Origin of the sequence: Streptomyces xantholiticus (assembly GCF_014651015.1) — a bacterium.
GTDB lineage: Bacteria > Actinomycetota > Actinomycetes > Streptomycetales > Streptomycetaceae > Streptomyces > Streptomyces xantholiticus.
In genome coordinates this window covers 69,387-83,189 of sequence record NZ_BMWB01000029.1, presented here as the reverse complement: position 1 = coordinate 83,189, position 13,803 = coordinate 69,387, and the positions used below count along the sequence as shown (strand labels likewise).

The window sequence follows — 13,803 nt, the reverse complement described above, 5'->3', positions numbered from 1 at the left end:
GTTGCCCTTGGTCTCCGACTCCTTGGCTCCACTGTCCGTCTGGTCGCCACACGCGGTCAGCAGCAGGGCGCCTGCGACCGCGGCGGCGCTGAGCGCCGCTGTGCGGGACTTCGCGGCGGTCGTACGGCGCGTGGTGCTTGCGGTCATGATCGGGGTCCTCCGGCGGGGTGAGGTTGGGCGAAACCGGGTCGTACTGCACTCATCTTCGAGTGTCGCGACCTTGTGTGTTTTCGGCATCTTGCCATTCGGACGAGCCCATTCAGGGGGCCGCGCATGTCAAAATCGGGTAACGGGTCACCCCCGAACCCCAGCGGGCCGGTACATCAAGGCCGGACCATTCGCTGGAAAGCCTTCTTCCGGCCGGAAGATCTCCGGTCGTCCTGCCTTCTGAGCGGGTACGCCAGCGCCTGGCCGTCTTGTCCTGGTTTCAGGCTATGAGCCGCATCACCGCGCGCATATCGACTCGTCCGCGGTGCGGTCCGTCCGGTAAGAAGGATCCTTACACCCCTCATCCGGGGCTCAGGGCGCGTGTGCGGCGCGCCCGCGCGTACGTACCTCCCCCTGCCGGGGCGGCCAACCGCCTGGTGCAGGGAACGGACGCGGTGCCCGCCCACCCCTCCTCAACCAGGAGTGGCCACCCTCAACCTTGAAGACTTAAGGGGTCAACGAAAAATGGCAGCGGAGATCGTCAATCCTCACAGCGACAACGCCGACACGGAGAGTGCCGACGAGCCCTTCGATCCGGCGTTCGCGCTGCACCGCGGCGGCAAAATGGCCATCCAGGCCACTGTGCCCGTGCGGAACAAGGACGACCTGTCCCTCGCTTACACACCCGGTGTCGCCAAGGTGTGCACCGCCATCGCCGAGAAGCCCGAGCTCGTCAACGACTACACGTGGAAGTCGCAGGTCGTCGCCGTCGTGACCGACGGCACGGCGGTGCTCGGCCTCGGTGACATCGGACCGGAGGCGTCGCTCCCGGTCATGGAGGGGAAAGCGATCCTCTTCAAGCAGTTCGGCGGCGTCGACGCGGTCCCGATCGCCCTCGCGACGACGGACACCGACGAGATCGTCGACACCGTCGTGCGCCTCGCGCCGTCCTTCGGCGGAGTGAACCTCGAGGACATCTCGGCACCCCGGTGCTTCGAGATCGAGCGCAAGCTCCAGGAGCGCCTGGACATTCCCGTCTTCCACGACGACCAGCACGGCACGGCCGTCGTGACGCTCGCCGCCCTGCGCAACGCCGCCAAGCTGACCGGGCGCACGCTCGGCGACCTGCGCGGCGTCATCTCCGGGGCGGGCGCGGCGGGTGTCGCCATCGCGAAGTTCCTGCTGGAGGCCGGTCTCGGTGACGTGGCGGTCGCCGACCGCAAGGGCATCGTCAGCCGTGACCGTGAGGACCTGACTCCGGTCAAGCGCGAGCTCGCCGAGATCACCAACCGGGCGGGGCTCTCCGGCTCCCTGGAGACCGCGCTCGCCGGTGCGGACGTCTTCATCGGCGTCTCGGGCGGCACGGTGCCGGAGGAGGCCGTCGCCTCCATGGCCCCCAACGCGTTCGTGTTCGCCATGGCCAACCCGAACCCGGAGGTGCACCCCGACATCGCGCACAAGTACGCGGCGGTCGTGGCCACCGGTCGTTCGGACTACCCGAACCAGATCAACAACGTCCTCGCCTTCCCGGGGATCTTCGCGGGCGCACTCCAGGTGCGGGCCTCCCGCATCACCGAGGGCATGAAGATCGCGGCGGCGGACGCGCTGGCGGACGTCGTCGGTGACGCGCTCTCGGCGGACTACGTGATCCCGTCGCCGTTCGACGAGCGGGTCGCTCCTGCGGTCACCGCGGCGGTGGCCGCGGCAGCACGGGCGGAGGGTGTCGCCCGCCGCTGAGTCGCTGCGCGCGTGCGGTTTCCGTAACGGGCCGCGCCGGCCCCCGCGAGGGGGGTGGCGCGGCCCGTTCGCGTGCGGCCCGTTCGCGTGCGGCCCGTTCGCGTGCGGGCGGTTGCGGGGCGGGGCTGGTTCCCGTGTCCTGCCTCCCCGCGGTGTCGCTGTGCGGCTCCTCTGGGCGGGGCGAGGCCAGGGCCCCGGCAGCTCGCTTCGCGCGGCGTACTCGATCTCCCCCACGGCCCGGCCGTCACCTCCCACGTCGCCCGGCGTGGGAGGACTGCCCCCGGACGCGCGGCACAGCAGCGGCCGCCGGCTTTCGAGGCGCACCGTCCGGAGGGGGCTCCCAGGCCGCCGGGCCAGGGGGAGGAGCCCTGCAAAGAGGGTCCGGGGCCGGAGCCCCGGATGCGGGACGGGGTACCACCCACACCGCCAGGCGTAGAGGGTGCGGGGCGGGGACGGGCACGCCGCAGGCGCCAGGGCGTGGCTGGATCACGGCGGGCGTTCCTCCGGGGGACTTCTCAGGTTCATCTCGCGCTGGTGTGCTGCTCCGCGCCAACCCTCGTCCCCCAGGAGGCGCTTGTGAATCTGGTCGTCAACGGCGATGCCGAGAGTGGTCCGGGAGGAAGCGCCGAGCCGGTCGGCAGTGTGACCGGCTGGGTCGTCGCGCAGGGCGCGCCCGCCCTGGTCGGGTACGACGTGGGCGGGGGCTACCCGACCGCCGCCGACCCCGGCCCGGCCCGCCGGGGCTCACGGTTCTTCAGCGGGGGCAACTCGCCCCGCACCGCCCTCGTCCAGAACATCGCGCTCCCCACCGCCGGCCCGACCGGCCGGGCGGCCGTCGACGCCGGGCAGGTGCGGTACACCCTCACCGCCTGGCTCGGCGGATACGCCGCGCAGGAAGACGGCGCCCGGCTCTCGGTCGAGTTCCGGGACATCGCGGGGACACCTGTGGCGCTCAGTGTCCTCGGGCCGGTCGGCGCCGCGGAACGCGGTGCGCGCACCGGGCTGCTGAAGCGGACGGCGTCCGCGGCCGTGCCGCCCGGCTCCCGTACCGCGCGCCTGCTGCTGGTGTTCACCCGTAGCGGCGGCGGCACCTCCAACGACGGCTACGCCGACGCCGTGACCCTCAGCCTCACCACCACAGGGGGACGCAAGTGACCAGGCTCGACCGACGCACTCTGCTACGGGCCGCGGCAGCCGCCGGCGCGCTGAATGTCGCGTGGCCGCTGAGTGCCGGGCTCAGCCCCGCGCAGGCCCGCGAAGCGGCGGAGGCGCTCGGCGCCGACTACGACCCCGCGCCGTTCACGCTCGGCGTCGCCTCCGGTGACCCGCAGCCGACGAGCGTCCTGCTCTGGACCCGGCTCGCGCCGGAGCCGCTCGCCGCCGAGCAGCGACTGCCCGAGGTCGTCGAGGTCGAGTGGACCGTCGCCCTGGACCGATCCCTGCGCCGGGTCGTGGCAGGTGGTACGGCGCCCGCCTCCGCGACCCTCGGCCACAGCGTCCATGTGCCGGTCTCCGGTCTGCGCCCGGGCACCCGCTACTGGTATGCCTTCAAGGCGCTGGGGAGGACGAGCCGTATCGGCCGTACGACGACCGCGCCCGTCGGCCGGGTGGGCCGGGTGCGGTTCGCCGCCGCCAACTGCCAGGCGTTCCACGACGGTTTCTACGCCGCCCACCGCGGCATCGCCGGCGAGGACGTGGACTTCGTCGTCCATCTCGGCGACTACATCTACGAGCACGGCCAGGTCGGTGGAGTACCCGCGGAGCACGTCCGGGACCACGAGGGCCCGTCCGTGTTCACCGTCGCCGACTACCGTCGCCGGCACGCGCTCTACAAGGGCGACGCCTCCCTGCGCGCCGCGCACGCCGCCCATCCGTGGTTCCTGACGTGGGACGACCACGAGGTGGTGAACGACTACTCGGGCACCGGCGGGGGTGCGCCGTTCATGCAGCGCCGGGCCGCCGCGTACCAGGCCTGGTACGAGAACATGCCCCACCGCGACAGCAGCGCCTTCGCCCTGCCGGACCCCGAGATCCACCGGGTTCGCCGCTGGGGCGACCTGCTGGAACTGACCGTTCTGGACCTGCGTTCGTACCGCTCCGCGCAGAACATCGAGGGCGGCTCGATCCTCGGGGCCGAGCAGAAGTCCTGGCTCAGGCAGGGCATCGACCGTGCGCCCGACTCCTGGCACGTCTGGGCCAACTCGATCATGCTCAGCCAGCTCCGCGGCCGGCCCGGCGGCTCGTACATGTTCACCGACCAGTGGGACGGCTTCCTCTCCGAGCGGAAGGAGGTGCTGGGCCATGTCCACTCGAGCGGTCTGGAGGACCTGGTCGTCGTCACCGGCGACTGGCACTCCGCGTTCGTCGACGACATCAGGACCGACTTCGACGACCCGTCCTCGCCGCTGGTCGGTACGGAGTTCACCGCGCACTCGGTCACCTCGGGCGCGTACAGCGCCGACTGGAACGAGGCGAACGGACCGTTGATGGGCGCGGCGAACCCGCATCTGAAGTACTTCGAGGGCAACCGCTACGGCTACGACGTCTACGAGGTCACCCCCGAGCGCTTCAGCGCCCACATGCGGGTGATCGGCGACCGCCGAGACGCGGCGTCGCCCGTCACTACGCTCACGACCTTCCATGTCGACCGGGGCAGGGCCGGCTCGTACGAGGACCCGGCGACCGAGGACTCGCCCGCGCAGTACCGGCGCGACCAGGGGAAGTAGGGACGCGTGTCACACCGGTGCGTGGTTCCCCCACGCACCGGCCCGTCCTAATCTCAAGGTCATGTTCGCCGCCTACGCCGCCCGTATCGACCGCGACCAGCCGCTCAACGGCCTCGAGCTGGGTGAACGCCCGGCGCCGGAGGCACGACCGGGCTGGACGACCGTGACCGTCAAGGCCGCCTCGCTCAACCACCACGACCTGTGGTCGCTGCGCGGTGTCGGTCTCGCCGAGGACAAGCTGCCGATGATCCTCGGCTGCGACGCCGCCGGCATCGACGAGGACGGGAACGAGGTGGTGCTGCACTCCGTCATCGGACAGAGCGGCCACGGCGTCGGCCCCGACGAGCCCCGCTCCATCCTCACCGAGCGCTACCAGGGTACCTTCGCCGAGCAGGTCTCCGTGCCGGCCTGGAACGTGCTGCCGAAGCCCAAGGAGCTCAGCTTCGAGCAGGCCGCGTGCCTGCCGACTGCCTGGCTCACCGCCTACCGGATGCTCTTCACCAACGCCGGGGTGCGCCCCGGCGATTCGGTCCTGGTCCAGGGCGCCGGCGGCGGCGTGGCCACCGCCGCGATCGTGCTCGGCAAGGCCGCGGGCCTGCGGGTGTACGCCACCAGCCGCGACGAGGCCAAGCGCAGGCGCGCGGTCGAGCTGGGCGCGGAGGAGGCGTACGAGCCGGGGGCCCGGCTGCCGCGGCGGGTGGATGCCGTGATCGAGACGGTCGGGGCCGCGACCTGGTCGCACTCGGTCAAGTCGCTGCGGCCCGGCGGCACTCTGGTGATCTCCGGCGCGACCAGCGGCGACCGCCCCTCGCACGCCGAGCTGACCCGGATCTTCTTCCTCGAGCTGAGGATCGTCGGCTCGACGATGGGCTCGAAGGACGAGTTGGAGGACCTGCTGTCGTTCTGTGCCGCCACGGGCGTACGGCCTGTGATCGACGAGGTGCTGCCGCTGGACCGGGCCCGGGAGGGCTTCGAGAAGATCGCTTCCGGTGATCTGTTCGGAAAGATTGTCCTGACGAACTCTTGATGGGCCGTCAGCTCGGCTGATGGGATCTCCGGCACTGTCGTACGACCGTGCCGGAGGTCCTCATGCACCGCCGTCTGCTCGCCGTCCTCGTCTGTGCCGTCCTGCTGCTCTGTGCCTCGCCTGCCCGGACCCACGGCGACGCGGCGGGCCGAGCCCCGGACGGCGTCCCCCGGCTGACCGACGACCGCGGCCGCGTCCTGACCCTGCGGGGCTGGAACGTCGAGGACAAGCGCCACCGCGGCGAGGCGGCCCTGTCCGCGATCACCGAGCGGCACTTTCGCGACCTGCGTGGACGCGGCTTCAACTTCGCCAGGCTGCTGGTCTTCTGGGACGACCTGGAGCCGGAACGCGGTCGGTACAGCGAGCGCTATCTGCGCAAGATCGAACGGGTGCTGGACTGGGCGCTGGAGCATCGCATCCATGTGCTCATCGACGCGCACCAGGACGTCTTCGGCCCCGCCTTCGGGCACCGGGGCATCCCCGAATGGGCGACCAGGACCGACGGGCTGCCGTTCGAACCGCACCCCGACGACTGGTTCGCCGAGTACTTCGAGCCCGCCGTCCAGCGGGCGTTCACCCACCTCTACGAGGACCGCGACCTGCGGCTCGCCCAGACGCGGATGTGGCGGGTGCTGGCCGACCGCTTCGAGGACCACCCGGCCGTCATCGGCTACGACCTGATCAACGAGCCGATGGGGGAGATGCGCGAGGGCGAGGACGTGGCGACGGCCGCCCGGCGCATCGAGGCTGGGCAGCTCACGTCGATGTACAACCGGCTCGCGGACGCCGTCCGTTCGGTGGACCGGGAGAACTGGCTGTTCGTCGAGCCGACCCCGATCGTCGGCGAGGGGGTGCCGACCGGTCTGGGCAGGATCGACGACCCGAGGGCCGTCTATGCTCCGCACTTCTACAACACCGCCATGGAGGCGGGCGCCGACTACGACCCGTCCGCGGGCTGGATCGAGGCGTACGAGCGGGCCGTGACGGAGTACCCGGCGCGGTACCGGATGCCGGTCGTGGTGGGCGAGTGGGGCCCGCTGAACAACTCCCTGCCGAACATGGGCCGCTTCTACCGTGAAGCACTCGTCTCCCTGAACCGCCACAGCTCCGGCTGGGCAGGTTATGTCTGGTGCTACGGCGGCGGATACTGCGCGGTCGACGCGGACGGCCGTTTCCGTACCAACAAGGAGCAGACCGCGGCCCCGTACGCGCCGGCCGTGGCGGGTCGGGTGACGGCCGAGGAGTACGACGCCGGGAGCGGGACGTACCGGCTGGAGTACCGCTCGTCACGCAGCTTCAGTGAGGTCTCGGTGCCGCCCGGCGCGCGGGGTTGGCGGATCGAGGTGACCGGCCCGTCGTGGACCCGGGTCCGCACCGTCCCGGCCGGCCGGGCGGCCACCGTTCCCCTTCCCGCTCGGCCGGGCGAGCGCGTCACGGTCCGGGCCGGCCCTCTCGCGCCACGGTGAAAGCACCCGTATCGCACACCCGGTGACCGGTACGGTGCAGAGCGCCGTCCGGGACGGTTGCGCACCGCTGATGCGGGGCACGGCTCTGACACTCACGTGGTGGCGCGTGAGGGGGAGGGAAAGCATGTCAACGGGGGACCAGAACAGCCGGGTTCCGGCCTATCCGGGTGTCGAGCGTTTCGTCGACGCCTTCGACAAACTCGTGGTCCAGCCGCGCCGCACCCGCAGCAGGGTGCCCGTCGTGCTGCTGAGCGAGCCCGACGGAGGCATGGCGGGGCGCAGGATCGTCGGGGGCCTACGCACCCGGCTGCGCGGGCGGGAGGGCCGGCTGGCGCCGCACGCCTGTGTGCCCGCCGCGCCCGTGGACCCGGCGGAGGGGCCGCTGGACCTGTTCGAGCAGATCACGTTCCAGCTCGACGAGTCCATGCCGCAGGGCACGGGGCGGCTGCGGTTGCCCTCGTACCGGTTGCTGCGCGCCGTCGTCGGGGCGCCCGCCGCCGGCGGACTGATGGAGCGGCGCCCCAAGGAACTGCGCGACCACTGCTACGCCGAGCACCGGGAGGTCTCCGGGCTCGCCCGCGGCCTGTGGTGGCTGGGCGGCCGGGACCAGGCCAACGGCGGCACCCTGCTCGAACTGCTGTGGAACTTCATCGCCGGCCCGCTCTTCCAGCGGCTGCCCCGCGCCCTGTACGGCAGGCGTGCCGGCCGCCGCATGCTGGGCCGTGGCCGCTCCGGCGGTCGTCGCTGGTACGCGGAGTGGGTGCGCCAGCAGCAGGGCACACTGCCCGCGGAGTTCTTCCGTTCGGCGCTCGACCTGGTGGGTGGCGGCCCGGACGGCGACCCGGAGCAGCTGGACCGGATCCTGGTCCACGCGCTGCTCGCCGACCTCGAAGCGGCGGGCCGCAAACGGCTGTTGGATCCGTGGCGCCGCCGCCGGGTCAGCCGCTTCGTACTCCTGGTGGAGGAGGCCGGCCCGGCCGAGTCGCGGAACCAGCGGTTCCTGCGGGAGCTGAGGTCTGCGATGGAGGACCTGAGGTGCACCTCTGTGGTGGCCGTGGCCGCCGGTGTGAGGTCCCTGGCCAGTCGGATCCCCGACATCGAGGTCGCCGGCCTGTCCGCCGCCGGGGCCGACCTGGCCAACATCGCCCAGCGCGGCACCCCTCCGGGGCGGCCGTCGGGCATGGTGGTGCCGGTCGCTGAGGGACCGGAGGACGACCAGGCCGCAACGTACTGGCTGGGCCGCTGGCCGACGCTCGCCCCGCCGACCCGGCGCTGGGGGCCGGGCGCCGAGGTGGCCGGGGTGCTCGGCGCGGGGGTGCTGGCCCTGGCGGTGACGGCCGGCCTGCTCGCCGGGGTTCCGTTCAGCAGCACCGGCCCGGACCCGTGCCTGGGCTCCACCTTCCTCGGCACGGACGGGCAGTGCGTCGGCGTCGCGGAGGGCGCGGCGTCGTTCGGCACGGGCGACAGCGAGCGCGCCGTACGGGACGTGCTGCAGCGCATCGAGCAGCAGAACGAACAGGTGGAGGCGGAACTCGCCGGCCGCGGGGCCGACGATCCGCGGCCACGCGCCCGTACGGTCGTCTACTTCGGCCCGCTCAGCGGCGGCAAGGACGCGGAGGACCCGGTGCGCGGCGGCACGCTCGCCGAACTGCGGGGGCTCGCCCTGGCCCAGGCGTATGTGAACGGGCAGGCCCTTCGTTCCGGCGAGCGGGTGCCGCTGCGGGTGCTGGCGGCGAACGCCGGCGACCGGTTCAAGGACGCCCCGGCCGTGGCCCGTCGGATCGTCGATGTCGCGGAAAGGGACCGCTCGATCGTCGGCGTCGTCGGCTTCGGTCAGAGCCGGCGGCGCACCTACGAGGCGATGCGTATCTTCGACGACGCCGGCCTGCCCATGGTCGGCACATCCGGAACCGCCGACGAACTGCTCCGCCAGGGCGAGCACTACTACCAGACCGCGCCGACCGACACCCGCGCCGGAAAGGTGATGGCGTCCTTCGCCGAGCACGCGCCGATGGTGGACGGTCGCACCGCGGTGCGGGTGCGGCTGGTCTCCGATCCGTCCGACGCGTACAGCGCGAGCCTCGCGGCGGCGTTCCGTGACGCGTACGGCAATGAGCGCACCGGCTTGCTCCTCTACACGCCGACGGACGCGCCGGAGCCCTCCCCGCTGCCCGGCGCCCCGGCAGGGACGTCGATCCCGTCCGTCGAGGACCTGGCACGTGAAGTCTGCCGGGCGGTGGCCGAGGAGCCCCGCACGGCGGTGGTGTGGGCAGGGCGAGGAAGCCACTTCCAGCTGTTCCTGAACGAGTTGGCGCGCGACGCGCGGGACTGCCAGAAGGTGAGTGTGCTCGGCGGTGACGACGTCACCAACGCCCTGACGGAGGAGCGCCGGCCGTGGCAGGTCTTCGGCGGCCTGACGCTGTACTACCTCTCGCACGGCAGGGCCCCGGCGCTGGCCGGCGCGAGCCGCGAGGCCGCTGCCTTCCTCGCGGCGTACGACGGTACCTACGCGAAGGACCACGGCACCCGCACCGGCGAGATGCGGCAGGACGCCCATGTGGCGCTCGCCTGGGACGCGATGCGGTATCTGGCCGAGGGCATAGACCAGGCGTGGCGGGGGACCGGCGGTCACGACGAGCGTCTCGACCGGGGCCGTCTGCAGGCGGTGCTCTACCAAGGCCTCGGCCTCGGCTTCGACGGGGCCACGGGGCGGATAGACGCGCATGGGGCGGCGGGTGGCGGCCGGCTCACGGAGCAGAAGCTGACGGCGGTGGAGCAAGGGGGGCCGACGGGGGCGCGGACCGTGCTGCTGTGCGGGACGGTGGCACGCGGCGACCTGCGCGGCGCATGGGGAGAGGGGAAGCACCCCTGTCCCTGATGTCAATCAAGGTTGACGACTGGCGGGTGTCAATGTACGTTGACGTGCATGACGGAAGCAACCGATCTCGCCGAGCGTGCGGGCGACCGCGACCCGCGTGTCGGGCTGCGCGCGGTCGCCGCACTGCGCCGGCTGCTGGAACAGCTCGAAGCCGTACAGGTCAGAAGTGCCCGCAATCAGGGCTGGTCGTGGCAGGAGATCGCGGCGGAACTGGGCGTCAGCCGCCAGGCGGTCCACAAGAAGCACGGGAGGCTGTGATGTTCGAACGGTTCACCGACGACGCCCGTGCGGTGGTGATCGGAGCGACGGCCTGCGCGGAGCGGGCCGACGCGTCCACCGTCACCAATGAACATCTGCTGCTCGCCCTCATGGAGGTGGAGGGAGCGCGGACCGCCTTCGCCCTCCGGGCCCTCGGCATCACGGACCGGCGGGCCTCGCTCGAGGCCGCCCTCGCCGACGCGCGCCGGCGCGGCGGCATGACCAAGGCGGATGAACAGGCCCTGGCGGGCCTCGGGATCGACGTGGGCGCGATCGTCGCCAGGGTCGAGGAGACCCACGGCGCAGGAGCCCTGGCGGGCGACCGCAAGGACCGGCGCTGGTGGTCGGGCCACCGGTCCTTCACCCGGGAGGCCAAGCAGACACTGGAGAAGTCGCTGCGGATCGCGCTGGGCCGGCGCGACAGGTCCATCGGCGCCGAGCACATCCTGCTGGCGCTGACCGCCGTGCCGGGCGTGGTCTCCGAGGCCCTGGCCGACCACGGCGCGACCTACGCGACGCTGGAGCGGGCGATGTTCGGGGGCGAGGCGGACGGCGGTACGGCGAAGGCGGGTTGAGCCCGCGGCGGATGGGGGCGGCGGGGGCCGCGAGGGCCCCCTGGCCGCCTTCACTCCTTGGGGCCGCGCAGCAGAGCGACGATGTGTGCCGCAGCCGTCGACAGATGGCGGCGCGCCTCGCCCAGCTGCTCCGACGTCACACCGTGGTCCCGCGCCGCGTCCCGTACGTCGTCACGGAAGCGGTCCAGCAGCCGCTCCAGATCACGCCCCGGGTCCGCAGAACCCTCCGTGCCGACGGTGTCCTTCGCCCACTCGGGATCGGCGTCCGCCGGGTCCGGCTTCACATACGGCGGCCATGCCGTGCCCCGTGCCAGTCCACCGAGCTGGGTGGTCAGCTCCGACAGGCCCTCGCGTACGCCGGTCGGCCAGTCACCGCGCGCGAAGTGGTCCTGGACCTGCTCCTGCACCTGCCGGGCGATGCGCTGCATCTCCGCGCGGGCGTTCTCGTGCGCCTCCTGTGCCTGGCGCCGCGCCTGCTGGGCGTCCTCGCGGGCCCGCCGCGACTCGTCCTTCGCCCGGCGCGTCTGTTCCTTCCACTCCTGCTTGGCGCGCTTGAACTCCTCCTTCGCGGCCCGCCAGGACTCCTTGTCCGTGAAGTCGGCTCCGAACTCCCCTGGCCCGGGGCGCCAGTCGCCGGGGCCGGACTCCTTGCGGGTCCGGTTGGCCGCTGCACGCATCTCGCTGCGCAGCTTGCCGGCCGCGCCGCGGACGTCGTCGCGGATCTCCGCGGCCAGTTCCGAGACGGAGTCGCGGATCTCCAGTTCGAGGTCGGCCAGTTCGGCGCTGCGGCCGGCCAGTTCGGCACGTCCGGCGTCGGTGATCGAGTAGACCTTGCGGCCGCCCTCGGTGGCATGGGTGACGAGGCCTTCGGCCTCCAGCTTGGCCAGCCGCGGGTAGACCGTGCCGGCGCTCGGGGCGTACAGGCCCTGGAAGCGCTCCTCGAGGAGGCGGATCACCTCGTAGCCGTGGCGCGGCGCCTCGTCGAGCAGCTTCAGCAGATACAGACGCAGCCGTCCGTGGGCGAAGACGGGGGGCATGTCAGAGCACCTTCCCACTCGGGGTGTCCGCGGGTGATTCGTCGTACGGATCGTCCTCCGCGGGCGGCCTGCGGAGCAGGGCGATGGCCCCCGAGACGGTGGTCGCCTTGAGCGTGCCGTTGCCCGCGCCCAGGGTTCCGGTGATCCGCTTCGCGCCCCACTGGCCGCTGACCCGCAGATCGTCGAAGGCGTTGGACACCGCGCCGCTGGCCGTGTTCGCGTCGACCCGCGCGTCCGCCGGGTGCGGGAGCCGGATGGCGACCTCGCCGGAGACGGTGGTCAGCCGGATGTCCGTCGGTTGTCCGCCGGGATCGAGATCGATGACCATGTCACCGCTGACCGAGTCGGCCCGCACGGAGGCGCCGGCGCCGTCGATCACGGTCAGGTCGCCGGAGACCGAGTTGTAGCGGAGGTCGCCGGTGACCGACTGCGCCTCGAGGTTGCCGGTCACGGTGTCGGCGCGGATGTCACCCGACAGGCCGACGAGGGTGGTGTCCCCGCTCACGCCGCGCACGACCGTCGTGCCCCGCACCCCGGAGACGACCGCGCCGGCGCCGACGACACCGACCTCGACGGCCGTCTGAGCCGGTACCGCTACGGAGACGACGGCGCTGCGGCGGTGGCCCTTCCGATCGAGCCACTTGAGGAAGCCCGTCCAGGGCAGGTCCTCGTAGGCGACGGTCAGCGTCGATCCGTTCCTGGTGACGATCAGGGGCGGGCCCTCGACCTCGGAGATCTCCAGCCGGGTGGAACCTTCGTCCGTGCCCACGACGTTGACCGTTCCTCCTACGATCCGGACATTGAGCGTGGTCAGCGGGTCGTCGAAGGCGAGCTTCTGGGGCTCGGCGACTTCCCACGTCGTCTCTGCCATGGTGCTGACCTCCCGGGGCCGGCCACGACGCAACATATCGCGTCTCGTAGAGAACACGATATATCGCGGATCTGCGGTGTCAAGCGTGTGCCCAGCCGCCGTGCGGGCCGCCTTGGCGGGCGACGCGCGACATTGGCGCTGATCAAGGGCCACATTGCCCTAGCGTGGGCTCATGAACGCGACACCCGTGGGGGCCCTGCTGCTCTGCCGGGCCGATCCCGCGGCGGTACGGAACCCGGCCGCCCATCTGCTGCGCGAACGGACCCTGCTCGCCACGGCCGGCGAGGGATGGAGCGTGCTCGTGCCCGAGGGCCGGCCGTGGCTGGACGGTGGCGAACTGGTCGACGCGGTGCTGGGCGGTTGGGCCGCTGCGCTCTCGATCAGCGTGGGCCGACCGGTGCTCGCCCTGTGGTGGGACGGCGACGGGGCCGGCCTCACCCTGGCCTCCGGCTTCCGCCGCCCTGTCGGATACGTCTGGCTGACCAACGGCACCCCGGTCGGCGAGGACGAGGCGATGCGGACCTTCGGGGCGCGGCTGGAGCTCGATCCGGTCCTCGACCTGCAGGCCCTCGAGTCGTTGACGGCTCCGGACCCCGAGTCCGACGCGCGGGCCAGGCTCGGCGGCCTGACCGCCGTGCTCACCCGCACCGGACTGGCCCTGCCCACCGGCTTGGCCCCCGGCGCCTCGTCGGACGACCTGCGCAGCGCCGCGCGCACGGCGGCTGCCGAGGAGATCGACTCCACCGGCCGCCGCGACGCGGCGACGCCGGCCCACCCCCGCCCGTCCTGGTTCCGCGCGGCGGCCACGGCCCAGATGGCGGCGGGGGTGGCGCTGATGGTGCTCGGGATGCGGCGGCGCAGCGGGGGCTGGGTGACCGCGGGAGCGGTGCTGGTCGCGCACGGGTCGGCGCCGCTGGTGTGGGAGCGGCTGCGGCCGTGACGCGCCGGGGGGCCACCCGCCTACCTGGCGGTGTGGGTACTGCCCCTCCCGAATCCGGGACTGCCCCCGGGACCCCGTGTGCCGGAGCTCCACCCCCTGGGCGCCTACCTCATCGCGGCTTCGCCGCGGGTGGGGCCCCGG

The 13,803-nt window shown here is 72.5% G+C and carries 11 protein-coding genes; 9 read left to right on the top strand and 2 right to left on the bottom strand.

Annotated features, from left to right (window positions below):
• The first annotated feature begins 672 nt into the window (after nucleotides 1-672).
• The 8 genes from IE198_RS30360 to IE198_RS30325 all read left to right on the top strand — a co-directional run bounded on the left by IE198_RS30360 (nucleotide 673) and on the right by IE198_RS30325 (nucleotide 10,814).
• On the top strand, nucleotides 673-1,884 hold the full coding sequence (locus IE198_RS30360) for an NAD(P)-dependent malic enzyme (protein ID WP_189892402.1): 1,212 nt from the start codon (nucleotides 673-675) through the stop codon (nucleotides 1,882-1,884).
• Nucleotides 1,885-2,460: 576 nt separating this feature from the next.
• Nucleotides 2,461-3,039 carry a phosphoesterase gene (locus IE198_RS30355; protein ID WP_189892400.1) on the top strand — a complete coding sequence of 193 codons (579 nt, stop codon included), beginning with the start codon at nucleotides 2,461-2,463 and terminating at the stop codon, nucleotides 3,037-3,039.
• Nucleotides 3,036-4,610 (top strand): alkaline phosphatase D family protein, encoded by a 1,575-nt coding sequence (locus IE198_RS30350; protein WP_189892398.1) that lies wholly within the window; start codon nucleotides 3,036-3,038, stop codon nucleotides 4,608-4,610. The genes IE198_RS30355 and IE198_RS30350 overlap by 4 nt, the downstream gene beginning before the upstream one ends.
• Before the next feature lie 61 nt (nucleotides 4,611-4,671).
• Nucleotides 4,672-5,637, top strand: a complete 966-nt coding sequence (locus IE198_RS30345; RefSeq protein ID WP_189892397.1) for a zinc-binding dehydrogenase — start codon at nucleotides 4,672-4,674, stop codon at nucleotides 5,635-5,637.
• A gap of 62 nt (nucleotides 5,638-5,699) precedes the next feature.
• The gene (locus tag IE198_RS30340; protein ID WP_189892394.1) at nucleotides 5,700-7,103 is read left to right on the top strand and encodes a cellulase family glycosylhydrolase; all 1,404 of its coding nucleotides are present in this window, start codon (nucleotides 5,700-5,702) and stop codon (nucleotides 7,101-7,103) included.
• 124 nt (nucleotides 7,104-7,227) lie between these two features.
• Entirely contained in the window at nucleotides 7,228-9,981 is a 2,754-nt protein-coding gene (locus IE198_RS30335; protein ID WP_189892391.1) for a type 1 periplasmic-binding domain-containing protein, read from the top strand.
• A gap of 48 nt (nucleotides 9,982-10,029) precedes the next feature.
• Nucleotides 10,030-10,239 carry a helix-turn-helix domain-containing protein gene (locus IE198_RS30330; RefSeq protein ID WP_005312042.1) on the top strand — a complete coding sequence of 70 codons (210 nt, stop codon included), beginning with the start codon at nucleotides 10,030-10,032 and terminating at the stop codon, nucleotides 10,237-10,239.
• A complete protein-coding gene (locus IE198_RS30325; RefSeq protein WP_189892389.1) occupies nucleotides 10,239-10,814 on the top strand; it encodes a Clp protease N-terminal domain-containing protein in 576 nt (191 codons plus the stop codon). Before IE198_RS30330 ends, IE198_RS30325 begins: the two co-directional genes overlap by 1 nt.
• Before the next feature lie 50 nt (nucleotides 10,815-10,864).
• On the opposite strand, the gene IE198_RS30320 is transcribed toward IE198_RS30325, so the two are convergent.
• Both IE198_RS30320 and IE198_RS30315 read right to left on the bottom strand, forming a co-directional pair.
• Complete coding sequence (locus IE198_RS30320) at nucleotides 10,865-11,851, bottom strand: PadR family transcriptional regulator (protein WP_189892387.1); 987 nt, start codon at nucleotides 11,849-11,851, stop codon at nucleotides 10,865-10,867.
• A gap of 1 nt (nucleotide 11,852) precedes the next feature.
• Nucleotides 11,853-12,722 carry a DUF4097 family beta strand repeat-containing protein gene (locus IE198_RS30315; RefSeq protein WP_189892385.1) on the bottom strand — a complete coding sequence of 290 codons (870 nt, stop codon included), beginning with the start codon at nucleotides 12,720-12,722 and terminating at the stop codon, nucleotides 11,853-11,855.
• 172 nt (nucleotides 12,723-12,894) lie between these two features.
• Between IE198_RS30315 and IE198_RS30310 the strand changes: the two genes are divergently transcribed.
• Nucleotides 12,895-13,662 (top strand): hypothetical protein, encoded by a 768-nt coding sequence (locus IE198_RS30310; protein ID WP_189892383.1) that lies wholly within the window; start codon nucleotides 12,895-12,897, stop codon nucleotides 13,660-13,662.
• Nucleotides 13,663-13,803: the final 141 nt, after the last annotated feature.